The sequence below is a fragment of the Gluconobacter sp. P1D12_c genome, assembly GCF_018812105.1.
Lineage (GTDB): Bacteria > Pseudomonadota > Alphaproteobacteria > Acetobacterales > Acetobacteraceae > Gluconobacter > Gluconobacter oxydans_A.
In genome coordinates, this window is record NZ_JACSIQ010000001.1 from 233,599 (window position 1) to 257,319 (window position 23,721).

The 23,721-nt window shown below is 56.4% G+C and carries 18 protein-coding genes; 7 read left to right on the forward strand and 11 right to left on the reverse strand.

Features of this window, described 5'->3' with window-relative positions; genetic code table 11:
- Positions 1 to 18: 18 nt before the first annotated feature.
- Positions 19 to 984 carry a glycosyltransferase family 4 protein gene (locus KP705_RS01055; RefSeq protein ID WP_215763854.1) on the forward strand — a complete coding sequence of 322 codons (966 nt, stop codon included), beginning with the start codon at positions 19 to 21 and terminating at the stop codon, positions 982 to 984.
- Here the strand turns inward: KP705_RS01055 and KP705_RS01060 are convergent, their stop codons facing one another.
- Positions 985 to 1,386, reverse strand: coding sequence for a MarR family transcriptional regulator (locus KP705_RS01060; protein ID WP_046899636.1), 402 nt, complete (start codon positions 1,384 to 1,386; stop codon positions 985 to 987).
- Between the two features lie 310 nt (positions 1,387 to 1,696).
- Positions 1,697 to 3,088 (reverse strand): leucyl aminopeptidase family protein, encoded by a 1,392-nt coding sequence (locus KP705_RS01065; protein WP_215763855.1) that lies wholly within the window; start codon positions 3,086 to 3,088, stop codon positions 1,697 to 1,699.
- 77 nt (positions 3,089 to 3,165) lie between these two features.
- Here KP705_RS01065 and KP705_RS01070 point away from each other — a divergent pair, with 77 nt between their 5' ends.
- The 3 genes from KP705_RS01070 to fdxA all read left to right on the forward strand — a co-directional run bounded on the left by KP705_RS01070 (position 3,166) and on the right by fdxA (position 6,428).
- Entirely contained in the window at positions 3,166 to 5,724 is a 2,559-nt protein-coding gene (locus tag KP705_RS01070; RefSeq protein ID WP_046899638.1) for a helicase-related protein, read from the forward strand.
- The gene (locus tag KP705_RS01075; protein ID WP_046899639.1) at positions 5,721 to 6,017 is read left to right on the forward strand and encodes an RNA-binding S4 domain-containing protein; all 297 of its coding nucleotides are present in this window, start codon (positions 5,721 to 5,723) and stop codon (positions 6,015 to 6,017) included. The genes KP705_RS01070 and KP705_RS01075 overlap by 4 nt, the downstream gene beginning before the upstream one ends.
- A 78-nt stretch (positions 6,018 to 6,095) precedes the next feature.
- Positions 6,096 to 6,428, forward strand: a complete 333-nt coding sequence (gene fdxA / locus KP705_RS01080; RefSeq protein ID WP_046899640.1) for a ferredoxin FdxA — start codon at positions 6,096 to 6,098, stop codon at positions 6,426 to 6,428.
- 181 nt (positions 6,429 to 6,609) lie between these two features.
- On the opposite strand, the gene cyoD is transcribed toward fdxA, so the two are convergent.
- From cyoD to KP705_RS01105, 5 genes are all read right to left on the reverse strand, one after another.
- On the reverse strand, positions 6,610 to 6,939 hold the full coding sequence (gene cyoD, locus KP705_RS01085; protein ID WP_046899641.1) for a cytochrome o ubiquinol oxidase subunit IV: 330 nt from the start codon (positions 6,937 to 6,939) through the stop codon (positions 6,610 to 6,612).
- A complete protein-coding gene (cyoC, locus tag KP705_RS01090; protein WP_046899642.1) occupies positions 6,939 to 7,559 on the reverse strand; it encodes a cytochrome o ubiquinol oxidase subunit III in 621 nt (206 codons plus the stop codon). The genes cyoD and cyoC overlap by 1 nt, the downstream gene beginning before the upstream one ends.
- Before the next feature lie 15 nt (positions 7,560 to 7,574).
- On the reverse strand, positions 7,575 to 9,563 hold the full coding sequence (gene cyoB / locus KP705_RS01095; protein WP_046899643.1) for a cytochrome o ubiquinol oxidase subunit I: 1,989 nt from the start codon (positions 9,561 to 9,563) through the stop codon (positions 7,575 to 7,577).
- A gap of 7 nt (positions 9,564 to 9,570) precedes the next feature.
- A complete protein-coding gene (cyoA, locus tag KP705_RS01100; protein WP_046899644.1) occupies positions 9,571 to 10,509 on the reverse strand; it encodes a ubiquinol oxidase subunit II in 939 nt (312 codons plus the stop codon).
- A gap of 448 nt (positions 10,510 to 10,957) precedes the next feature.
- Entirely contained in the window at positions 10,958 to 11,728 is a 771-nt protein-coding gene (locus tag KP705_RS01105; protein WP_046899645.1) for a Bax inhibitor-1/YccA family protein, read from the reverse strand.
- A gap of 149 nt (positions 11,729 to 11,877) precedes the next feature.
- On the opposite strand from KP705_RS01105, the gene thpR reads away from it, so the two are divergent.
- Together thpR and KP705_RS01115 are read left to right on the forward strand one after the other, a co-directional pair.
- Entirely contained in the window at positions 11,878 to 12,441 is a 564-nt protein-coding gene (gene thpR, locus KP705_RS01110) for an RNA 2',3'-cyclic phosphodiesterase (RefSeq protein WP_046899646.1), read from the forward strand.
- Positions 12,438 to 13,043: a uracil-DNA glycosylase family protein gene (locus KP705_RS01115; protein WP_046899647.1), complete on the forward strand. Its 606-nt coding sequence runs from the start codon at positions 12,438 to 12,440 to the stop codon at positions 13,041 to 13,043. The genes thpR and KP705_RS01115 overlap by 4 nt, the downstream gene beginning before the upstream one ends.
- Before the next feature lie 4 nt (positions 13,044 to 13,047).
- Here KP705_RS01115 and KP705_RS01120 read toward each other — a convergent pair whose 3' ends face one another.
- Genes KP705_RS01120 through KP705_RS01130 form a run of 3 tightly spaced genes read right to left on the reverse strand, consistent with a single transcriptional unit; the run spans position 13,048 to position 17,467 of the window.
- Complete coding sequence (locus tag KP705_RS01120) at positions 13,048 to 13,746, reverse strand: MarC family protein (protein WP_046899648.1); 699 nt, start codon at positions 13,744 to 13,746, stop codon at positions 13,048 to 13,050.
- Positions 13,743 to 15,842 (reverse strand): lysylphosphatidylglycerol synthase domain-containing protein, encoded by a 2,100-nt coding sequence (locus KP705_RS01125; protein ID WP_215763856.1) that lies wholly within the window; start codon positions 15,840 to 15,842, stop codon positions 13,743 to 13,745. Before KP705_RS01125 ends, KP705_RS01120 begins: the two co-directional genes overlap by 4 nt.
- A 5-nt stretch (positions 15,843 to 15,847) precedes the next feature.
- Positions 15,848 to 17,467: a lysine--tRNA ligase gene (locus KP705_RS01130; RefSeq protein WP_064274008.1), complete on the reverse strand. Its 1,620-nt coding sequence runs from the start codon at positions 17,465 to 17,467 to the stop codon at positions 15,848 to 15,850.
- Positions 17,468 to 17,669: 202 nt separating this feature from the next.
- On the opposite strand from KP705_RS01130, the gene KP705_RS01135 reads away from it, so the two are divergent.
- Entirely contained in the window at positions 17,670 to 20,564 is a 2,895-nt protein-coding gene (locus KP705_RS01135; protein ID WP_215763857.1) for an ATP-dependent DNA helicase, read from the forward strand.
- A gap of 85 nt (positions 20,565 to 20,649) precedes the next feature.
- Here KP705_RS01135 and KP705_RS01140 read toward each other — a convergent pair whose 3' ends face one another.
- Positions 20,650 to 23,601, reverse strand: coding sequence for a TonB-dependent receptor domain-containing protein (locus tag KP705_RS01140; RefSeq protein ID WP_203548538.1), 2,952 nt, complete (start codon positions 23,599 to 23,601; stop codon positions 20,650 to 20,652).
- Positions 23,602 to 23,721: the final 120 nt, after the last annotated feature.

Genomic DNA, 23,721 nt, shown 5'->3' on the forward strand with positions numbered 1-23,721 from the left:
TTCCCATAAAGTCCGTCCATGCCCTTTTCTTTGTCGTCCTTTCTCTCCGGTCTTACCCTGCTGGACTTGTGTGCCGCAGTCCTGTGCACGGTCCTGGTCGTCCTGATGATTCAGGCCGGAATTATGGACACTCCCGTGCACCGCAGCTCCCATACGCGGCCAACACCCAAAGGCGGAGGCATCGGCATTATCGGAGCTTTTCTGCTCTGCGCGTTACCAAGCCTGTTTCTCAAAGGGCAGCCCATTCTAAATCCGTCAGTCATCGGGATGCTGGCCGGCGTTATTCTACTCGCTGCCGTTTCCTGGCTGGATGATCTGTATTCTTTCAGGGCGCGTTACAAGCTTGGTGCACAGTTCATAGCCGCCTTTTTGGCCGCGGTTGGAACGGGCGCGTCCTTGCCAATGATGGGGATTTTTATCCTGGGGGCCGTGTTTATCACCAATGCCCTCAACTTTATCGACGGGATTAATGGGTTAGCCTCAGGCACGATGATGATCGCCGCGGCCCTTCTCGCGTCAGCAGGAATACAGCCCGTTATTTTCGTGCTGTTCGCGGTGTGCCTTGCAGCATTTCTGCCATGGAATTTTCCCAAAGCCCGCATTTTTATGGGAGATGTTGGCAGTCAGGCAGGAGCGCTTGTCATCGCTTGGGGGGCCATGCAGCCTCTCCACAGTTCGGCGCTCATCGTACTCGCAGTGCTTTCAGGCGTGCTGTGGGATGTCCTCTTTACGCTGGCTCGCCGCTCCCGCGCAGGCGATCGACTGACCGAGGCCCACCGTGGGCATCTTTATCAGCTCGCGATCCGCTCAGGACTGCCAATGCCGCTTGTAACGACTGTCTATTGGGGATTTGCACTGTGGGGTGCTGCGGCTTGTCTGGCCAATGAGTGGCTTGTAACTGCCCTGCTCATTCTTCTGCCTCAGCTTTGCTGGACAGGATATATCTGCACGCGAGCCAGAGCCCGCGTGCAGGATCGTTGGTAATCAGCCAGCGCGACGTGTGCTGATACGCTCGACAGAAGCAGCTGCGCGCTCTGCACGAACCGGACGGGTGCCGGAAGCTTCAGCCATGACAGCGCGCATTTCACGAAGGAAGGACGAACCCTTCAGCGTGCGCTGCACGAGTACGGAACGACGGTCCAGCGGATCAACCTTACGACGTGCCAGATCCAGCTCCCCCAGACGGTCCAGAGCGCGTGTAATAGCAGGCTTGGACACCTTGAGCTCCGAAGCCAGACCACGAACGGTGTGTGCACCGTCACGCAGGTAGCAGGTCAGGAACACAGCAAGCTGGCGGGCAGACAGATCAGGACCATCACGGCGCACCATGGAGACGACGGTGTCGCACAGAAGGTGAAGCATCTGGTCGTTGTTAGCCTGAGGCATTTCTCTCTCCTTAACGGTCTGCCCTGCCTGTTACCCGATCGAGCAACAGGAAAAAGAACATTCGAGCCTTGCCGGCCCGAGGGGTTGCATCTGTGGCTCACCCCATCATGGGATTGAGCGTTGGTCTTCTACATCTGGTGTTTTGAAACGCATCCGCAAGTATGCGGGTTTCAAAACGATTTACGCTGCGGCTAGCAGCTTTCGAACATGGAAGGCCGTATGCCCTATCAGAAGCAGATTTACACCCCATAGTTTTAAGACAATCATATTACGGTTCGTTAAGGATCACCTTCCCGTCAGGTTCTTCACTTCACGAAGACCTGCGAATGTTTGTTATCATTTTAAGAAGAGCACGAAGTGCCAGCGTCTCGCCTCCCTCTGGCCGACCCGGAGAATTGGCGTCATTCCACGCGTAAGTGTCTATATGCAGCCATTTTTGTCCGGCCGGAACGAAGCGCTGAAGGTACAAAGCGGCTGTAATAGCGCCCGCCATAGGCTTGGATGTAATATTTCCGACGTCGGCTATTTTACTATCAAGCCATGCGTCATAGCCATGCCAGAGTGGCAATCTCCACAAAGCATCTGCAGTATCTGAGCCCGATTCGAGCAATAATTGAGCCAGTTCATCACTGTTACTGAACACCGCTGGAAGGTCTGGACCGAGAGCTACGCGCGCAGCGCCGGTCAGGGTTGCAGCATCCACAATGTAATCTGGGGCAGATTCAGCGGCTTCCGTTATCAAATCGCACAACACCAAACGCCCCTCTGCGTCCGTGTTGCCAATCTCTACTGTTTTTCCGCTTCGCGTCCGCAGAACATCGCCGGGACGCATGGCATGGCCAGACACACTGTTCTCGACACATCCCAAGCGCAGCTCCAGATCAACATCCAGTTGCAGATCAATCGCCGCGCACATCACAGCCAGAAGCAGGGCCGCGCCGCCCATGTCTTTTTTCATACGAAGCATGCCTGCTGCGGGCTTCAGGTCGTATCCCCCCGTATCGAAGCACACGCCCTTCCCAACAAGAGACAGACGCGGCGCGCCTTCACGGGCTTTCCAGCGGGCCACAACAACAGCAGGCTTGCGCTCAGACCCCTCACCCACCTCTGCCAAACAGGGATACGCGGCCTTCAGGTCATCGCCTTCAACAATGCGAACGTCTGCTCCACGATTTTCCAAAGCCCGATAAGCCGACAGCGCCAGATCTTTCGGGCCAAGCAGATTGGCGGGCGTATTGATCAGATCCCTGCCAAACCAGTTTGCTTTCGCATAGGCAATAACGGTAGTCGCGTCATCCGGCACAACCAATCGCGTGGTGAATGACCGCACGACCCCGACACGATATTGATATGTTCCCATGGCGAACCCGAGAAGAGCAGTCTCCTGAACGGCGCTTTCCATCCCGTGCAGCAGAAGGCTCCAGTCACCCTCCGGAAGGATCGTTCCCAGCACGCCAAAGGCTGTCGGGTCATTCAGGCGCCCCTCATCGACACAAAGCAGAGCCGCTCCAGCACCACCGTCACCGGGCAGAAGCGTGAAAGCGCCATCTTTTGCTTTGAACCCCTGCGCCGTCAGAAAAGATGCGTGCTCGCCCAGAAGACCGGCAATCGTCTTGTCATCCTGCACCTTCACCAGATGCACAACGCGGGGTGTTGGAGCCTCGCTGGCGGAAACAAAAGGGAGCTGGATGTGAGAACTCATGAACCTCTTTCCTTAAAAGATCGAACCTTTTGGCTCGAACGCTTGCTTTTGTTCCGCAGGCACCCGACCATTCACACATGAAGGGTGCACACCGCGGTAACCATTCCGCTCATCATATCATGCCAGCAAGCGTCCGTGCGGCACTTGGCCCAACCAATACGGGCAAGACGCACTATGCTCTGACTCGCATGATGGCTCATTCCTCCGGCATCATCGGTTTTCCGTTGCGCCTTCTTGCGCGCGAAAACTACGAACGTCTGGTCGCGGCCAAAGGGGAGCGTTCCGTCGCCCTTATAACAGGAGAGGAAAAAATTATTCCTCCAGGAGCGCGATGGTTCTCCTGCACGGTCGAGGCCATGCCGCTGGACCGAAAAGCCGAGTTCGTGGCTGTCGATGAAATCCAGCTCGCGTCTGACCCGGACCGTGGACACATCTTTACGGATCGTCTCCTCCACGCCCGGGGAACCGTAGAGACACTCTTCCTGGGTGCGGAAACAATTCGTCCGCTGCTGCAAAAGCTGGTGCCCGGAATCGAAATCGACACACGCACACGCCTGTCGAGTCTTGTCAGCACCGGACCAACGAAGCTTTCTCGCCTTCCACCCCGATCGGCCATCGTGGCTTTCTCGATGTCAGAAGTTTACGCTCTGGCCGAAGTCATACGACGCCGAAGAGGTGGTTGTGCTGTCATTATGGGGCAACTCAGCCCACGGACGCGAAACGCCCAGATCGAGCTCTACCAGAACCGGGAAGTCGATTACCTGGTGGCCACCGATGCCATCGGGATGGGGTTGAACATGGATGTCGACCATGTTGCGCTTGCCCAGCTTTCCAAATTTGACGGCACAACACCCCGCCCGCTCTTCCCGCAGGAAATAGCACAGATTGCCGGCCGTGCTGGCCGTGGCATGAAGGACGGTACATTTGGCACCACGGCTGATTGCCCGCCCATGTCTGCCGCGACCATAGATGCCGTAGAACAGCACCGCTTCGATCCGATTCAACGGCTATACTGGCGCAATCACGCACTGGATTTCAGCAATCCCCGGGCTCTGCTCGCAAGCCTTACGGTCGCGCCGCCCTCCCGCGGCCTGATGGCAGGCCGCGTTGCGTCTGACGTTATAACCCTTGAATCCCTGATCCTGGACCCGGAAATTCGGGAGGTCGCCAAAGGAAAGCGTGCAACCTCTCTTCTCTGGGAAGTCTGCCAGATCCCTGATTTCCGCAAACTTGGCGATGACAGCCATACACGGCTCTGCGCACGCCTGTTCCTGCACATCCTCAAGGATGGCGCTGTTCCGGCAAACTGGATGGAAGGACACATCAAGGGGTTTGCACGTACCGAAGGTGACATTGATACCCTGATGCATCGTCTGACAGGCGTACGGGTCTGCTCTTATGTAGCCGCCAGAACAGAATGGAGCCGTCACTCATCCGTCTGGCAACAGCGCGCCCGGGAAGTGGAAGACCTGCTTTCAGACGCACTGCATGAGCGCCTGACGTCCCGCTTTGTGGACAGGCGCGCCACGTCCCTGCTTCGCCGACTGGATGCTGAGACAGATCGTAATCTCCTGTCCGCCGTAACAGCCGATGGAGAGGTCATTGTTGAAGGCCACAGCATCGGTAAGATCCGTGGCTTTTCTCTCCAAACCGACACCACAAACGGGCCTGATCATCAGATCGTTCTCAAAGCCGGACGCAAAGCGCTTCTGCAGGAAATTCCACGTCGGGTCCGTCTTTTTCAGGAGACGCCAGATAGTGCTCTGTCCCTTGAAACAGAAACCGGCATTCTATCGTGGAACAACATCCCCCTCGGCCGATTGACGGTTGGAAAAACGTTTCTACAGCCAGCCGTCAGATTGTTTTCCGCTGAGTTCACTGACACCAATCAGCGAATTCAGGTCGAGCAGCGCCTTCTCCGTTATGTAGACAGCACACTTCAACGGGAACTCTCTGTTCTCTACAAAGCACAAAGCGCCGTAACGGATCAGCCTCAACTCAGAGGCATTCTTCATCGATTGCATGAAGATGGCGGTATCTCCTCTCTCCTGCCGTCAGATCAGTCCCTTCCGCCACCAGCTCAACGCGCCTTGCGGAGGCTCGGCGTGGAAGTGGGTCGTTTTGCCGTTTTCTGTCCCGCACTTCTGCGCCCACGCGCATCGGCCCTTCTGACACTTCTCACACAACTTCGCCTTGGCCTTCCCCTGATGCCCCCGCCAGCCGGTCGTGTCTCGTTGCCATGGCATATGGTGGAAGGCGTTCCAGGCTGGCTGCAGGCAGCCAAGACAGGGGTTAGACTCGATATCGCCGAACGTATTGTGAAAGAGCTGGAGCAGTTGACCCGCAAGCGGGATCATCCTGCTCCCGTCGGTCTCGCCTCACGTCTTGGAATCAAAGCCGATCTTCTTCCTGAGGTTCTTGGTGCCCTTGGCGTTGCCCACAAACCACCGTGCTCTCCCAGCCAAACGCATGCTGGGCCACCTGCACCACTGATGCTCCTGGCTGACCGCCGCAATCGAGCAACACGCAGAAAGGCCAGACCATCAGGAGCGGCCAGCAACGCAAGACGCCCTGTTGTCCGACCAGACAGCCCCTTCGCCGCCTTGGCCATTCTGAGAGATCGTGCCGCCCCATGAGTGATGCATATCAACGTCTGGATCAGTGGCTTTATTATGCCCGCGTCGCCAAGACACGCCCGCTCTGTGCAACCATTGTCAGCAAAGGACGCATCCGGGTCAACAGACAGCCCACCAGCAAGCCACATGCCAAACTCAGGGTGGGTGATGTGGTAACTCTCCCACCTCTCAGCCCTGGTGAAGACGTGCGTGTCTGGCGCGTTCTGGACCTTGGGGAGCGTCGGGGCCCCGCGAAAGAAGCATCCCAGCTATACGAGATCGTGAGAGAAGAGCCTAAGAAGCTTGCTTCCTAGGCCAATCCTTCGCATATCATCCCGCACAATATGAAATTGGGCCGCAAAGCCGGGCCCGAATGAGGATCGGAGACACCAATGAGCTATGTGGTCACGGAAAACTGCATTAAGTGCAAGTTCATGGACTGCGTGGAAGTTTGCCCCGTAGACTGCTTCTATGCCGGAGAAAATTTCCTCGTCATTAATCCGGATGAATGCATTGACTGCGGCGTTTGCGAACCTGAGTGCCCTGCAGAAGCCATCTTCCCGGATAGCGACAACCGTGCCGCTCCATGGATCGAGATCAACTCCCGCCTCGCCGCCCAATGGCCAAACATTACCCGTAAGGGCGAACAGCCAGCTGACGCTGAAGAGTGGAAAGATCAGCCTGGCAAGGCAGCCATGCTGTCCGAGGCTCCTCATAAGGACTGAGGTTTTTCCCTTGAAGACATCAAGCCCGGCCGCTGTGCCGGGCTTTTTTTTGCGCTCGTCACACCCCTCTCAATGGGAAGCTACGAGGAAACGCCTGAGTGCCAATCAAAAAAGCAGGCATAAAAAAAAGCTGACAGGATTTCTCCTGCCAGCCTTTCCTGCCGCGATCCTTGGAAGGATCTTAGCGGGACATCATGTTGATGGCCGTGTCATGCATGATGAACAGCGTGCCGCCGACAATGACGATGACCGATGCTGCTGCAAAGATGAAGCACATCAGGTTCCAGCTCTGCTCGTTGCTGGTGTTCAGGTGAAGGAAGAACACCAGGTGAACCACGATCTGAACGACCGCAAGAACACCAAGAGCTGCAAGTGCCATCCCCGGGGCAAGTGCGTGTGTCATGACTGCTGCGAAAGACGCAACAGTCAGAACGACCGCAAGAACGAACCCGATGATGTAGGACTGATAGGAGCCGTGGCTACCATCGTGGGTTGTATGTGCCTGGGCCATTACATCACACCTGCGAGATAGACGAAGGAGAAAACACAGATCCAGACGATGTCCAGAAAGTGCCAGAACAGGCTGAGGCAAGTCAGCTTGTCCATCATCCGCGGAGACAGATCCTGCGGGCCCATCATCTGGACCATCAGAACTGCCATCCAGATCAGACCGCAGGTAACGTGCAGACCGTGCGTTCCAACCAGCGTGAAGAATGCGGAGAGGAATGCAGAACGGTCAGGACCATTTCCTTCGGCGATCATGTGGGTGAACTCAGTCACCTCAAGACCAACGAAGGAGAGACCCAGAACGAACGTCACGGCGAGCCACAGAAGAACCATCCCCTTGTTCTTTGCCAGCGCACTGAGCGAGGCAAAGCCGTAGGTGATGGACGAGAACAGCAGGATAGCCGTCTCAATCCCGACATTCGTCAGATCGAACAGTTCTTTCCCCGAAGGGCCTCCGGCGTACTGGTTCCGGAGGACTGCGAAAGCAGCGAAGATCGACCCGAAGAGAATGCAGTCGGTCATCAGGTAGAGCCAGAAACCGAAAACGTTCGGGCTCTCATGATGATGCTCGTGGTCGTGACCGTCAGCGTGTGCCAGAGGCGACATGGTTGCTTCGTGAGCCATTAAACTATGCCCCCCTTACTCTGCTGCCTGAGCAGCGGCGATACGACGGGAATAGACTTCCTCGTTGTGCTCGATTTCGCTGACAGGGACGTAGTAATCGATATCACGGTTCGCGCTGCGCATGATCATGGTGACAGCAATACCGAGCAGACCAAGACCGGCCATCCACCAGATGTACCAGATGGCACCGAAACCCAGGATGAAGGAGAACGCACCGATAAGGGCACCGGCTGCTGTGTTCTTCGGCATGTGGATCGGAGCCAGCGGCTTGTTGTGTGCACGACGGCCAAGCTGCTTCTCGGTGTGGAACGTGTCCAGACCATGGATGTCCGGGATAACTGCGAAGTTATAAGCCGGCGGCGGAGAAGAAATGGACCACTCCAGCGTACGGCCACCCCACGGATCGCCCGTCAGGTCGAGGTTTTCCGGCAGGTTACGGTCACGGATGGAGACGTAAAGCTGCGTAAGCTGGCAGACGATACCCAGAGCGATAACAACCGCACCAGCTTCTGCAATCAGCAGCCACGGACGCCAGTCCGGATTGTCGTAGTGGTTCATACGACGCGTCATGCCTTCGAGACCGAGGACATACAGCGGAACGAAGGCAAGATAGAAGCCAACGAACCAGCACCAGAACGCGCGCTTGCCCCAGGCTTCGTTCAGCTTGAAGCCGAAAGCCTTCGGGAACCAGAAGCCCATACCTGCAATGTAACCGAAGTACACGCCGCCGATGATGACGTTGTGGAAGTGGGCAATGAGGAACAGGGAGTTGTGAAGGATCCAGTCAGCAGCCGGCATGGCCATCATGACGCCCGTCATGCCACCGATGGAGAAGGTGATCATGAAGCCGATCGTCCAGTACATCGGAGCCGTGAATTCAACACGTCCCTTATACATGGTGAACAGCCAGTTGAAGATCTTCACGCCAGTCGGGACTGCGATAACCATCGTCATGATACCGAAGAAGGTATTAACGTTGGCGCCTGCGCCCATGGTGAAGAAGTGATGCACCCACACGACGAACGACAGCACCATGATGGAGCACGTAGCGTAAACCATCGTGTTGTAGCCGAAGAGCGGCTTGCGGGAGAACGTTGAGGTAACTTCAGAGAAAACACCGAAGGCCGGGATGACCAGGATGTAAACTTCCGGATGGCCCCAGGTCCAGATCATGCTCAGATACAGCATGACGTTGCCGCCGGCATCGTTCGTGAAGAAGTGCATGCCGAGGTAACGGTCGAGGCTGAGCAGTGCCAGCGTAACCGTCAGAACCGGGAAGGACACCATGATCAGCACGGTCGTGCAGAACGCTGTCCAGGTGAAGACCGGCATCTGCATCCAGCCCATGCCAGGAGCACGCATCTTAACAATGGTCGTGAAGAAGTTCACGCCCGTTAGAAGCGTTCCGACACCGGAGATCTGAACGGCCCAGATGTAGTAGTCAACGCCGACGCCCGGGCTGAACTGCATTTCGGACAGAGGCGGGTAAACCAGCCAACCGCACTGAGCAAACTCACCGATGAACAGGGAAATGTTGATCAGCAGAGCGCCCACCAGCGTCATATAGAAGCTGAGCGAGTTCAGGAACGGAAACGCAACGTCGCGTGCACCGATCTGGAGAGGCACCACCAGGTTGAGCAGCCCCGTCATGAACGCCATGGCCATGAAGAAAATCATGATCGTGCCGTGAGCGGAGAAGATCTGGTCGTAGTGATGTGGCGGAAGGTAACCGGGGTTACCGGCATAGGCCAGCGCAAGCTGGGTACGCATCATGATGGCGTCCGCGAAGCCGCGGAACAGCATGACAATTGCCAGGATGATATACATCACGGCAAGACGTTTATGGTCGACTGTCGTCAGCCATTCACGCCACAGGTAACCCCACTTACCGAAGTAAGTAACGGCACCCAGCACGGCAAGGCCGATGACAGCCACACCCAGGAATGTGCCGACAAGAATCGGCACATCGAAAGGTATGGCTGAAAGGGAGAGTTTTCCGAGCATCTGTCGGTTATTCCTTCATGCCAGTGTCGGACGGTGCAGCGCTGGAAGCGGACTGCATATGCATGACCTTGCCCGTCGTCTTCTCAACCATCATGCCATTGTTGTACTTGGCGACGATGCCGTCGAAGAGATCCGGCTGGACATGCGCGAAGTACTGAACCGGCGCAGCTTCCTGCGGGGCGGAATACTTCGGATATGTCGTGTCATCGAGGTTTTCGCTGCCGCTCTTCACCTTCTCGACCCAGGCACTGAATTCTTCAGGTGCCATCGCGAGGGTGCGGAACTTCATGTCTGAGAAACCGCGACCACTGAACTGGGAAGCTTCCCCCAGATAATCACCGGACTCAGTTGCGAGAAGGTGCAGCTGCGTCTGCTGACCTGGCATGGAGTAAATCATCGATCCCAGACGCGGGATGAAGAAAGACGTCATGACGGTGTCAGAGGTGATCTGGAAGTTCAGCGGCGTGTTCGTCGGGACATCCAGCTGGTTGATCGTTGCGATCCCCAGATCCGGATAGATGAACAGCCATTTCCAGTCGAGAGAGACCACCTGCACGTTCAGTGGCTTGACATTGTCAGCCGTCTGAATCGGGCGATACGGGTCGTAAGCGTGAGTGCTGTACCAGCTGATCGCACCGAGAGCGATAATGATCAGGGAAGGTACGCCCCAGATGACATACTCAATCTTCGTTGAGTGATCCCAAGTCGGAAGATACTCGGCCTGGGTGTTGGAAGCACGATACTTCCAAGCAAAGTAAAGCGTTGCGATACAGGTCGGAACCACAACGAACATCATGATGACAAATTCTGCCACCATGACATCGCGGTTCATTTCTGCGATCGGACCGCGCGGCTGAAGCAGATCAACCGTGCAACCCGATAGCATCAGCGCCGGCAACGCTGGGAGATATCGCCAGAGTTTTTTCATCGGTCCTGCTTTCATCATCCGTTCCGGCATGGAGTATTCGCCGGGAAACGGTTTGACACGATAAGGGCCGCATCAGAGCTGCCGAACGCTGCCATAGTCTGCTGCCTTTCTCGTTCGTATCCTGACGTCAGGAACCGGATCAAAGATCCGACCCTGAAATTCATTCAGCATGGGACACGACTGTCCCGGTTCCTCAGGTTTTTTCTGCCTGAATCGCCCGGAAGACAAGGCTTATCACGGATTTCGTGAGGGATGGGGCATGACCCTCTCTTCGCTGCAAATGGCTGTTTTTCGCCACATTTGATTTCATTACCGCTTTCATTAAACGATAAAGTTACAATTTTTTAATGTAAACCTTTCAGAATGAGACGGAAATAATTCAAGACCTTTTTAGTCCGCAAACAAGAAAGGGAGCGACATTGACTGTCGCTCCCTCTGGAAACTTTCGAGTAACGTGAATGTACTGTCAGTCGCTATTACTGGAGCGAACACCTGTGAACTGAATAAGAAACTGAAAGAGGTTCACGAAATTGAGATACATCGACAGCGCATCGTAAATGCTTAGTCTGGCAATATCATCTGAAGACGCGAACGACATATATTGCTGGTAGTTAATCTTGATACGCTGGGTATCGTAAGCCGCGAGACCTGTAAAAAGAGCAACCCCGATTAGAGAAACAAGCATTGCCAGTGGTGCACTGTGCAGGAAGATGTTCACTACCATCGCAATCATGAGGCCAATCAGGCCCATGAAGAGAAAGGAACCGAGTCGAAGAAGGTTAGCTCCGGTGGTGTATCCCCACAGAGCCATACCGCCGAACATCGCCGCACTGATGAAGAAGGTCCGCGCTACGGAAACGCCTGTGTAGCTCAGCAGCAGACTGGCCATGCTGGCCCCCATCGTCGCGCTGAAGAGCAGGAAGATCGCCTGCACTGCAGGGCGCGACAGCCGGTTGATCCCGAAGGACAGGACCATCACAAACGCCAGCGGCGCGAAGATCATGATGCCGCCCAGGAAAGTAGGCCGCAGCACAAAGGCGCCGCTTGAAGTTTCTGCGATGTGGAAGAACAGCGCGCGCAGAGAGGTTTCCGCCACGCCATAAGCAACGAGCCCCGTAACAACGAGGCCAATCGCCATCCAGTTGAAGACGCGGCACATATAGGCGCGAAGACCGGCATCAAGACTGCCTGCGCCCGCCTGAGTGCCGGCCCTGCCGAAGTTGGAATTAAAAGCCATGACACCTTTTCCAGTAAAAGGCCCTTTTAAAAAGGGCGCTTGACGAACCTTGGAAGCTCGCCCGTACTTTCCCTGAATGTGGGGCTTTTCACTGTACGGTCAAGAAGACCCTTCATATCTGTGTTTCATTTCCTCGGGAAACGAGCCTCTTGAGACTTTTTGTCGCACTCGACCTCTCCCCCTCCCAGCGCGAAGCGCTTGCTCTCCTCCGTGGAACGCTTCCTGGCGTGCAATGGGTACCTTCGGAAAACTACCATCTTGCCTTGCGCTTTATCGGCGAAATTACCGATCGCTATGTGATGGGCGAAATCGACCTCGCCCTTTCCCGACTGTCCTGGAAGCCATTCGATATCTCATTTTCAGGTGCCGGACTGCGAGAAGGCGTGACAGCTGACAGTCTGACAATCGGCATCGAACGATCCTCTGCACTAGAGACACTTCAGGCGCAGGTAGAAAAGACCCTTCGCAAGGCGGGATGTCCCCCTGCCAAGCGTCGCTTCCAGCCCAGTGTCACGCTAGGCCACCTCGCGACAAGCCAGAGGGCCGATGCGGCTCGCTGGGTTCAGAGACATAATCTCTTCAGGAGTGAGCCAATGCCTGTCGAGCACGTTACGCTCTTTGAGAGCCTGCGTGGCTACGACCAGCACGTTTATGTCGTGCAGGCCGAATATGCCTGGCACCCTGAAATGCCACTTCTTCCTGAGGATGAATGATTTCCAGCCCAACGACGCAAGATCGCCTGACAGCCCTGGTCCGCGAGGTTCGTGCGTGCCGGGTCTGTGAGGAGCACCTTCCCCTTGGCGCACGCCCGCTGATCCATGTTTCAGCAACCTCCAGGCTTCTGATCGCGAGTCAGGCGCCTGGAACCAAAGCCCACCTCAGCAACACATCTTTTAAGGATCCGTCCGGAGTTCGTCTCAGAGAATGGCTTGGCCTGTCAGAAGAGGTATTTTACGATACCCGGCAAGTCGCAATTCTGCCTATGGGACTTTGTTATCCGGGGAGACTCCCAAAAGGAGGAGACTGCCCGCCGCGCCCAGAATGCGCGCCAATCTGGAGGAAGCGGGTTTTGTCCCTGATGCCCGCTCTCCGTCTTACATTATTGGTTGGCAGTTATTCCCAGCATCACGTCCTAGGTCGTGGGTCAGTAACGGCGCGCGTCAGGAATTTTCGCCATTATCTGCCTGAGAACTATTTTCCACTGCCTCATCCATCATGGAGAACAGGGGTCTGGGAAAAAAGGGCGCCCTGGTTTCAGGAGGAAGTCATCCCTGCCCTTCGGGAACAGGTCCAGAAGATACTCAGTTCCGATTGAAATATCAGTGTCGAGCTAGACGTAAAGTATCGACAAGAACGCCCTGTACGCCTGAAATGAAAATCTGGATTCCGATAGCCAGAAGAATGAGCGCGGCCAAACGACTGACAATCCGCGCGCCAGTGATGCCAAGCATGGAAACGATCCGCTCCGCATAGGCGTAAGCAATGGCAACGACGATGCCCATGGCAGTCGCCGCTGCTGATACGCCCATATAATAATCCGGCGCGGGCATATGGGGCGGACATGAAGAACTCAGAGCGATTGCTACGGAGATGCTCCCTGGCCCCACGGTGAACGGCATGGCCAGCGGAAAGAAAGCGCGCTCTTTGAGATCAGGCGCAGCAACGGTTCGACCACCCTGAAGAGCCTGCTTTTCTTTCCGGGCCTCACTTGTCTCCGGCTGCTGCAGCATGACCCACGCGCGCGAGGCCACAACAAGACCGCCGGTAATGCGCAGCGCATTCATGCTGATGCCAAAGAAACTCAGAATCCAGCTGCCAAACCAGATGGACACCAGGAGGATCGCCAGAGAATTCAGCGCGACCAGCCGCGCCAGTTCGATAACCTCTTTGCGTGTCCGCCCCTCTGTCGCCTGAGCGAAAATCAAAGACGCACCAAGGGGATTAATGATCGAAAACAGCGCTGGAAATGCAATCAGCCAACTGTTGACCGCATTACCCAGACTGGGAGGCAGGCTCATGCCCCTGTTGTGCCGGAGGCGACGTCCGAACGACACGACGCCCGCTTTTTGCGAGCGCGCCGCTCTTCTCCCGTGAGGAATGCCCGGATCATACGATAGTCCTCGGAAAAACAGCAGATCGTCCCTGCTCGGCCTTCCAGACACACCGTCAGACCAAGATCGTTATAGACCGCCATCAGAGACTGGCCAACACGCACAAAAGCAAGTTTTCGGCCTTCCTGACGCGCAAGATCTCTCAACCGCCAGATGGCAGCAATGCAGTTGCGCTCAGCACCCGCCGGATCTCCGAGGCCAATAATGAACTGACCCGTGCGGAAAAAGGGAATAGCCGCTCGGCCTGCTTCATCATGCAGCAAACCACTGGGACGACGCGGGCCCAATTCTTGCAAAGCATGAGACAGGCTTCGATAGTGGCTTTCGTTCTCCGCATTCCACGCTTCGAAGCGAATGCGCGTTCTGCGCATACCAACCCAAAGGGCGAACAGGCCGCAAAGCGCAGACAGACCCAAAAACCACCGACCTACAGCCGTGTGCGCATCATAAATCATGGAGCGCCACCAGATGGGGCCTAAATGCCGCTGCACAGCAACCCAGCCGACCCCAACAAGCCCCAGCGCCCATAAGGACATTGGCGCCAGCATCGCAGGTGTTAGGGGAGCCACAAGAAGATGGGCCCTGCGATAGTAGCAGTTTCGGAAAGGCGCGATCAGTAGCATCACGAGCCCCAGCGCAACCGGAGCTTCCCAGGGTGCATGCCGCAACACAAGCAGAACGACTGATGCGCCAAGAACGCCGAGAGAAACCTTCCATGCAAGCGCGACGCGCTGGGACAGCCCCATGGCCAGCCCAACAAGAGCAACGCCCGACACGGTAAGGAACAAGTCCGCAATCTGCGAAACTGCAGCACCAAGAGACGTGCGCAACGGTGGTAGCTCTGCGACCAGCGCATAAAAGACGAGAAGAATTCCCACTACAGCCTGAACACTGGTTGCAATTGTGACCGAAAAATCCGCTTCGGACTCTCGTACAACCTGACTGGGACGAATACGCCGCGGTGCCTGTCCTGCAGAGACAAGCGCCTGCTCTCCCCGCAGAAACAGTTCATGCCCTGCGAACATCAGACCCGCCATGACCAGCGGAATAATGTAATAGAAGAGGCGGAAAACAAGGATCGCGCCCATGATTTCCGGCACCGGAAGATACGGCCGCAATGCCAGAAGCATGGCACTGTCAAAAACGCCCAGCCCCCCCGGAACGCTCGCCACCAGACCTGCTGTGTAAGACGCGATATAAATGGCAAGGAATGTCCCGAAGCCAAAATGGGCTTCAGGAGGCAACGGCGGCAGCACGCTATACGCAATCAGGGCCGTCGCAGCCATATCAGCTGCACTGACCGCAATCTGTGCAATTGCTATACCCGTGCTGGGAATTTCAATCTCGTAACGCCAGATTTTTACGTGCCGGCGGATGCGAGAAAAAACGACATACGCAACCAGAATACCCCAACATCCAAGACCAGCCAGCCTCAGCAGAAAAGCAGGCAGATGGGACAAAACCGGAATGGCGTGCGGCTCAATGGTCAGAATACTCCCGACCAGCGCCAGCGTTCCCAGAAGGTAAGTTGCGGAGCAAAAAGCAATGATCTGTGCAATATCTGCAGGGGCGACACCCCAGCTCCGATAAAGCCTGAACCGCACTGCGGCACCCGAAATCGCGGCGCATCCAAGATTGTGCGACAGGACGTAAGAACAGAATGCAGCAAAAGACGAGCGCTTGAACGAAACATCAGCCCGGACATGAAGGCAGGCCAAGCGATCGTAAAATGACAGGATAAAATACGACAGGAATGTCGCCCCGGCTCCGGCCAGGAGCGCACCATCCGGAATATCGCTGAGACTTCTGGCAATGTCCCGCAGAGAGAGATTGCGCAGCTCGCGCCAGATCACCACAACAGCAGCAATCAGAAGCACGAGCCCCACAATCGCCGGGGCACGTGTCAGCAATAATTTCCAGCGACTTTTAACAGGGCCGCTCTCGTCTTCCACGTCGAGAGCAAGCCCATCATTTTGCCAGTCGTCTTCCCGAGGCGGGCACATCGACGTTAGGCCTGAGGCGTCCCGGCAGCCGAGCGAGCCAGTGCCCCCCTGATCAGGGCTATGGTCTCAGGCAAACCGAAGAGTGACGCGAAAATGCCGAAGCGCGGGCCTTCACTCTGACCCAAAAGCACTTCGTACAGACAACCGAACCAAGACCGCAGCTCAGACTTCTCAAAGTAGCGCTTGCCGACCTCGAACACGACATCCTGCACATCGCCCGGAGACGTATGAACAGGAAGCTTCTCCAGAGCGACAGCTAGGTCCTCCAGACCTTTCCGTTCAGTTTCAGAGGGATCACGATAGACCTTGTTCGGGTACACCTGCTCCTGGAAGTACGTCAGAGCGCAACGAACAAGCTTGTCGACATACGGATGCGTTTCTGGCGACAGCGTCTCGTCATAGCGACGCAGGAATTTCCAGAGTGTCTCTGGATTGTCTGCGTTTGCCACGTTCGCGAGGTTCAACAGCGCTGTGTAGGAAACCGGGCTGGTATCTTCCGGGCGCACAGTTCCCCCGTGAATGAACCAGACCGGATTTGCCATCAGGTCTACCGGTTCCTGCGTCTCAGCCTTCTGAACAAGTGTCAGGTAGTCATCCGTTGCACGGGGAATAACGTCAAAGAACAGACGCTTTGCACGCGTAGGCTGCTGGTACATGTACTGGCCGAGGCTTTCCGGCGTGCCGTAACGCAGCCACTCCTCGACAGACAGACCATTACCTTTTGACTTGCTGATCTTCTGACCCTGAGCATCAAGGAACAGCTCATAGGTTAGTCCGGCAGGCGGCTGCTTACCCAGAATACGGCAGATCTTCGAAGACAGCTTCACGCTATCAATCAGATCCTTGCCGGACATTTCATAATCGACACCCAGAGCATACCAGCGCATGGCCCAGTCGGCCTTCCACTGCATCTTGGCGTGTCCACCGAAGACGGATGTTTCAAACGTCTTGCCCGCTTCATCTTTCCAGACGACCGTACCGGCATCCGGGTCCACCTTGATGATCGGGACCTGCATCACCTGCCCTGTTTCAGGGTGGATCGGCAGAACAGGGGAGTAAGTCGCCCGGCGCTCCGGACCAAGTGTCGGAATAATGGTCGCAACAACTTCATCATGCACTTCGAGCATACGCCGAAGTGCAGCATCAAATGTCCCGCTCGTATAATAGTCTGTCGCGGATGCAAATTCGTAGTCGAAGCCAAAACCGTCAAGAAACTGACGCAGGCGGGCATTATTGTGAGCGGCGAAACTCTCGTATTCACCGAAGGGGTCGGGAACGCGCGTCAAAGGCAGGCCGAGGTGCTTTGCAAGGAGGTCCTGCTGCGGCACATTCGTCGGAACCTTGCGCAAGGCATCCATATCATCCGAGAACGCCAGCAGACGCGTCGGGCGGCCTGTCAGAGCCTCAAAAGCCTGCCGTACCCACGTCGTACGGGCCACTTCGCCAAACGTACCGATGTGTGGCAGCCCGGACGGGCCATACCCGGTCTCAAGCAGTGCGGGCACTTCTGGAGCGCGCGCGCCAACATGCTCGGCAATTTTTTTTGCCTCTTCAAACGGCCATGCTTTTGGAAGCGGCGCGTCAGATGCGAGGGACGGGATGATATGTGTTCTGGAATTGTGCATGATTATCGGAAAACGTAGGCAGACACGTATCGCGGGTCAAGCAGTACGAGAGCAAACGAAGTTTGTCCAAGGCCCCCAAACCATGACGAAATGTGTCAAATTTACTTCCAAACCGATATGACAGCCCAAGCCTCTTCATTCTTTCACGGTCTGTTCTTTAAAGCACTCGCTCGCTTCTGCCCTTCCAGTTAGACTGACCGCAATGCCGCGCTCGCCATCTTTCCCATCTCCGTTTGACGCACCCGCTCTTGTCGCGAGGCGAGGCCTGTCCTCTCTCCTGACACCCGATGGTGAGCTTCTGGACCTTCCGGCCGATGAGGTACGGGAAAGACTGGCGCAGCTTCCGCCTCCCCTTCTCGTTCATGGGCCGGCCGGCCTGCGCGCCCTAGACCTCACACCGCTATCCCAACCTGTTCCCTGGTTTGATCTTCTGGATCTCTTTCTGTTTGTGTGTCCCGCCACCACCGTTGCACCCACCCCGCGCGGACTGGCGATCGCTCTTGGACTGACACCACCAGAAACCACCACGGCAGACCTCCTGCCGCTGCTCTGCGAGACCCTGCTCGGCAAGTTACGGGAAAAAGCTGATACTCCTGAAGGAAAGCGCTTACGGGCCCTCCTGCTCCCGCTGACGCGGGCCGGCTGGATCTGGAGTGGCGAAGTCGCGGATGCCATCGGCACAGCCTCCGACCCGGGCAGTGCGCATCCTTATGATGCCGTCCGCGTCTGGCGCCGCCTGCCACGCTGGGAGGAAACAGCCCCTAGACCGGCTCCCGGCAGCCAGCCCGTTTCACCGCAGGCTGCGCGTGAAAGACTACGCCAGATCCTTGGCAAGAATGCAGAAGCACGGCCCGGACAGGCTGACTTTGCATCTGTGGCCACTGCGGCTTTCGAGCCCCGGGAAACGCTCGGATCGCCCAATGTCGTACTTGCTGAAGCCGGAACAGGCACGGGAAAGACCCTTGGCTATATTGCGCCTGCAAGTCTGTGGGCTGAGCAGAATGATGGAGCCGTCTGGGTCAGCACTTACACGCGACATCTTCAAAGGCAGATCGAGCAGGAACTTCATCGTCTCTATCCCGATGAAGCAACGCTGAGACAAAAGGTCGTCGTCCGCAAAGGACGTGAGAACTACCTGTGCATCCTGAATATGGAAGATCTGCTCAATGCCGCCACCTCTCGGGGGAATGACGGAGCGGCAGCCCTGCTTCCCCTCAGTCTTCTCGCACGATGGGCTGAAGCGAGCCGCGACGGTGATCTGATGGGTGGCGACCTCCCGGGATGGTTCGGCGATCTCTTCGGCCAGGGTACGTTGCACGGTGTGGCAGACAGGCGTGGCGAATGCATCCATGCTGCGTGCCCGCATTACCAAACCTGCTTCGTGGAACATGGTATTCGTCGTGCCAGACAGGCAGATCTTGTTGTGGCCAACCATGCGCTTGTCATGTCGCAGGCGGCCTGGACTGCTCTCGCACCTCCTAGCCTGCCCGATGAAGATGCGACGCCAACGCGATATGTTTTCGATGAAGGGCATCACGTCCCCGAAGCGGCAGACAGCGCGTTTGCCATGGTTCTGTCAGGGCTTGAAACAGCCGAACTCAGACGCTGGCTCCTCGGTGCAGAAGGAAGCCGATCCAGAGCGCGCGGACTCCTGCGGCGCCTTGATGATCTGGTCGAACGTATTCCGGCAATAGACGCACCGCTTCATGCCGTGCTGCAAGCTGCCCGAGCGCTGCCAGCTCCGGGCTGGAGCGTAAGACTGAAAAACGGAATGGACGCGCCGGTTCCGCAGGAAGACGAAGCACCCGCGTTTCTTCCGCTCATGGCACCCGAGCCGGAACTGGATAACCCTGCCGAGTTGTTTCTTCAGGCCCTCGACCATCAACTCAAAGCCCGACGCACCCAAGGCCCACAGCAAGACACCACATACATCTCTACCGAGTGCGATCTGCACCCCACGAATGATACAGTACGGACGAGCGCAGAGGACTTGGCCAGAGCGTTGCGACGCCTTCAAGCCCCACTGGTCCAGCTGACAAAACGGCTTGAAGCAACGGTAGAAGACGATCCGGAAATGGAAGCCCCCACGCGCCAGCGGATCGAGGCTTTCATCCGGACTTTGCACCGTCGCGCCATCAGCCGCGTTGCAGGCTGGATCGGAATGCTGGATGCCCTTCAGACGCCCCCTGAGCCTGACCTGACACCCGTCCATATTGATTTCATCCGGACTGAACGTCTTCCCAGAACACGTGGGGCGCAGGGGGACCATAACGTGGGCCTCTATCGTCACTGGCTGGACCCGACAATTCCATTTGCATCGACCATTCAGACCCCGGCTCATGGCCTGCTTTTGACATCTGCCACATTGCGCGATCAGACCGGCTCAGAAGACGGAGAAGAGAGCTGGCACGCGGCAGAGCTGCGGCTTGGGGCCACGCATTTCATGAAGCCACCAATCCGCGCTTCACTCATGAGCCCGTTCGATTACGCCAAGCAGACGCGCGCTTACGTTGTAACCGACGTTTCTGTCGAAATCGCGTCTCTGGCCCATGCATTTCGGGCATTATTCGAAGCCGCGGGCGGAGGAGCTCTTGGGCTTTTCACGGCAATCCGTCGGCTACGCGAGGTCCATCGTCGTATTAACGAGCCGCTGGAGGCTCAGGGCTTTCCCGTATATGCCCAGCACGTTGATGCCATGGATAACGCGACACTCGTCGATGTCTTCCGTACGGAAACCCACAGCTGCTTATTGGGCACTGACGCCATGCGCGATGGGGTAGACGTGCCGGGGGAAGCCTTACGCATGGTGGTGTTTGAGAAGACCCCATGGCCCCGCCCGGATATTCTGCATCGTGAGCGACGCCGCCTTCTCTCAGAAGGAAGACCCGGTGATTATGACGATCGCATTACCAGAATGCGCTTAAGACAGGCTTTCGGCCGCCTGATCCGGAAGGGTGATGACAGGGGTGTCTTTGTGATGCTTGATCGCAGAATGCCCTCGCGTCTTCTCTCTGCCTTCCCCGCAGGTGTAGAAGTCCGGCGCCTCAGTCTGGCAGAGACCATCAGTGATATTGCGGAATTTCTAACTCCGTCCTGATCCGACCGTTTCGACGACAGTGAAGCATAAAAAAAAGGCGGTGGAGTTTCCACCGCCTTTTTCATGTTCCCGGAAAACCCGAGGATCAGAAGTTCACGCCTGCCTGCAGGAAGACGTAACGTCCCATGTAGAGGTTGCCGTACAGCGCGGCTGCACTGTTGTCTGTTGCGCTGGCAACAAACGGTGGCTTCTTGTCGAGAAGGTTGTTCACACCACCTTCGAAGTTCCAGCTCTTCCAGCGATAGGACACCGTCACATCATGAGAGAAGATGCCCGGGGTGCTGGTACGGCCATAACCGTTGGCACGCTTCAGATCTGTCGTGCCGTCGTTCCAGACCATGCCGCCCATGTACTGCATCATGTACGTCACGCCGAACGCACCGTGCTGCCAGCCAACCGTTGCGTAGTCACGAACACGAGGGTTGCCGGTGCCGCTTTGATACATCATGCGACCAGCATAGTTGTACCACTGACCACCTGCCTCATTCTGCTGCAGGTAGCTGACGAGTTGCTGGAAGTTGTTGGACAGCGTCAGAACATCGTGCTGCGTGACACGGATACGGTAGTCGAGGTCGAAGTCGATACCGCTCGTCTTCAGACCGCCAATGTTGTCATACATGGACGTCACAGCATTCAGCTGCCCGGTGCTTGCAACACGGGTAATACGATCACAGTAAGACGTGTTCGTGCCCGTATAGCACTGGTCCATGATGTACTGGCTGCTCAGGTACGTGATCATGTTCTTGAGCGTGTAGTGCCAGTATTCAACGGACGCAGACAGACCCGGGATCCAGCGCGGCGTGATCACCGTACCGATCGTGTAGGTCCGGCCCGTTTCAGGACGCAGCTTCGCGTTACCGCCATACAGCGTCGGTGCCTGTCCAGAGAAGTTGGACGAGAACGTGCTGCTGTTGATGCCCTGACGTGCACAGTTAGCTGCTACGACAGGAGACTGTGCACCGTAGGATGCGGCCTGCACGGAATCACACGGATCGGTCGCTGAAGCGTAACCCAGGGACTGACCACCATACAGCTCATACACGTTCGGCTGACGATAGGACGTGCCGAGTGTTGCGCGGAAGCGGATGTCCTGAATTGGTGCCCAGTTGATGGAGACCTTCCAGTTCTTCGTGCCACCAAACGTATTGTAGGCAGAGTAACGACCCTGACCGTCGATCGTCAGATCCTTGGCGAGGAAAGCGTTATGCAGCAGCGTTGCCTTACCTTCGATGTAGCCTTCGGAAACATTGAAGCCACCGCCGGTGTAAGACGCAGAGTTCGTCAGCGTCTGGCCGGATTCAACCAGTGCATCCGGGTGATAGGCAAGCTGCTCACCACGGTGTTCCATACCGAGCGCAAGACCCAGGTCGCCACCGTTGTTCCATGGCATGTGAACAACATGGTTGTTGTTGATGCGCAGGTTCAGGTCACGAAGCTGGTAGTAATAGTGATCATGCGACGTGTAGTTGGAATAAGCTGCGGCTTCCGGTGAAAGCTTGCCGAACGGGTTCGACAGAACGCAACCTGCAGCAGCATTACAAACAGATGGATTGTAGCTCAGCGTACTGTCGGAATCACCCGGAGTATCCTGCTGCAAGCCGTATGTCTGTAGAAGCTTGGCGTAGTTACCAACGCCAGACGTCTGGGACATGACCTGGTTCCAGCCGTAGGTGTAGGACAGATCGTAGTTCCAGCCGTGGGTGATTTCACCCTTTACGCCAGCAATACCCGTGTAAGTATCGGTGGCCGTTTCGCTGCGGCGGTTGCCCCACTCACCCATACGCTTGGACATGTAGGCGTCTTCACCCAGCGTATTTCCAGGATAGTTCTCCGGAACATACAGCGCGGTCGGCAGCGTGGAAGGATAGATGCTGCCGGCAACGGGGATCGGCGCCATCGTCGTGGATGAGTTACGATGGGCGTAGTTGAAGTTCAGGTACGGTGTGAAGTGACGGTTGATGTCATAATGGGCATCAAACGACAGCGTCCCGTTCGTCAGGGAGTTCGTCAGGTTCTGGTCAGCACCATAGTTATAACGATCAGCCTTCGTGTAGGAGTGCAGAGCGCCACTCTCACTACCGACATAGTTTCCAGTGCTGGTCTGGAAGAGACCACCCGTTGGATAGCCTGAACCAAAGGAAAGATTGGCCGGGTTGATCGGATCGTTACCCTGAACCGGGGTTGCCCAGGAGCGATTAGCCTGCTTGATGCCGCTTGAGGTCATGTAAGACCCGAAAAGCGTTACGTTGCCCTTGCCATGATCGAAGTTCCAGCCCTTGTAGCCGGAGATCATGCCTGTCTGGCCGTCGCCATGATCCGTTCCGATGCCGCCACGAACCGTGAGGTTTGCGTCATTGAGGTCATGACGGAGCTTGATGTTGATAACGCCGGAAACAGCGTCAGCACCATACAGCTCGGAACCTCCATCCTTCAGGATTTCAATGCTGGCAACCTGATGAACGTTAATCGTGTTCATGTCGAAGCAGCTGTTGTTGCCATTGATGGCAGCACGCTTGCCGTCGACCAGAACCAGAACGCGGTTCTGTCCAAGGTTACGCAGATCCATGCAGGATGAACCGCCCGTACCATTGGTCTGGCTGTTCGTTGTGCCCGAAGACCCCATGGACGGCAGACGCTGCAGGTAGTCACCAACCGTGGTGGCTCCTGTCTGTTCAATCTGCTTGCTGGTCACAATCTGGACCGGGTTAGCGTTGGAATTGTTCGACGTGCTCAGAGCCGAACCCGTTACCACAACGTTCTCGGACCGACCTGAGTCGATGGAACGCAGGGCACGTGTATTGCTGACCGCAACAGGCGCAGCATACTGCGGAGCGGCAACCTGACGAGTTGCAGCAACCGGAGCTGTCGTTGCAGGCGTCGCAGCAGAACGCACCGGACCGTGTGACACAGTCTTGTGGCGCACATGTGAGGACGTGGTTTTAGCGTGATCGGTTGTTGCGGCCTGTGCCGCGCCTGACAGCGCACCCACACCCATAACCGACGCGCAAAGTAGCATATTGCGACGCGATACGATCATAATAAGACGAAATCCTTCTAAAGGCAGTGACGTCCTTTAGACATTTCATTGCGAAAGTGTCACCCCAACTTCCAGCGAGTAAGATCGTTACGTGATGGTTTTGTGACAAGCGTTGCATAA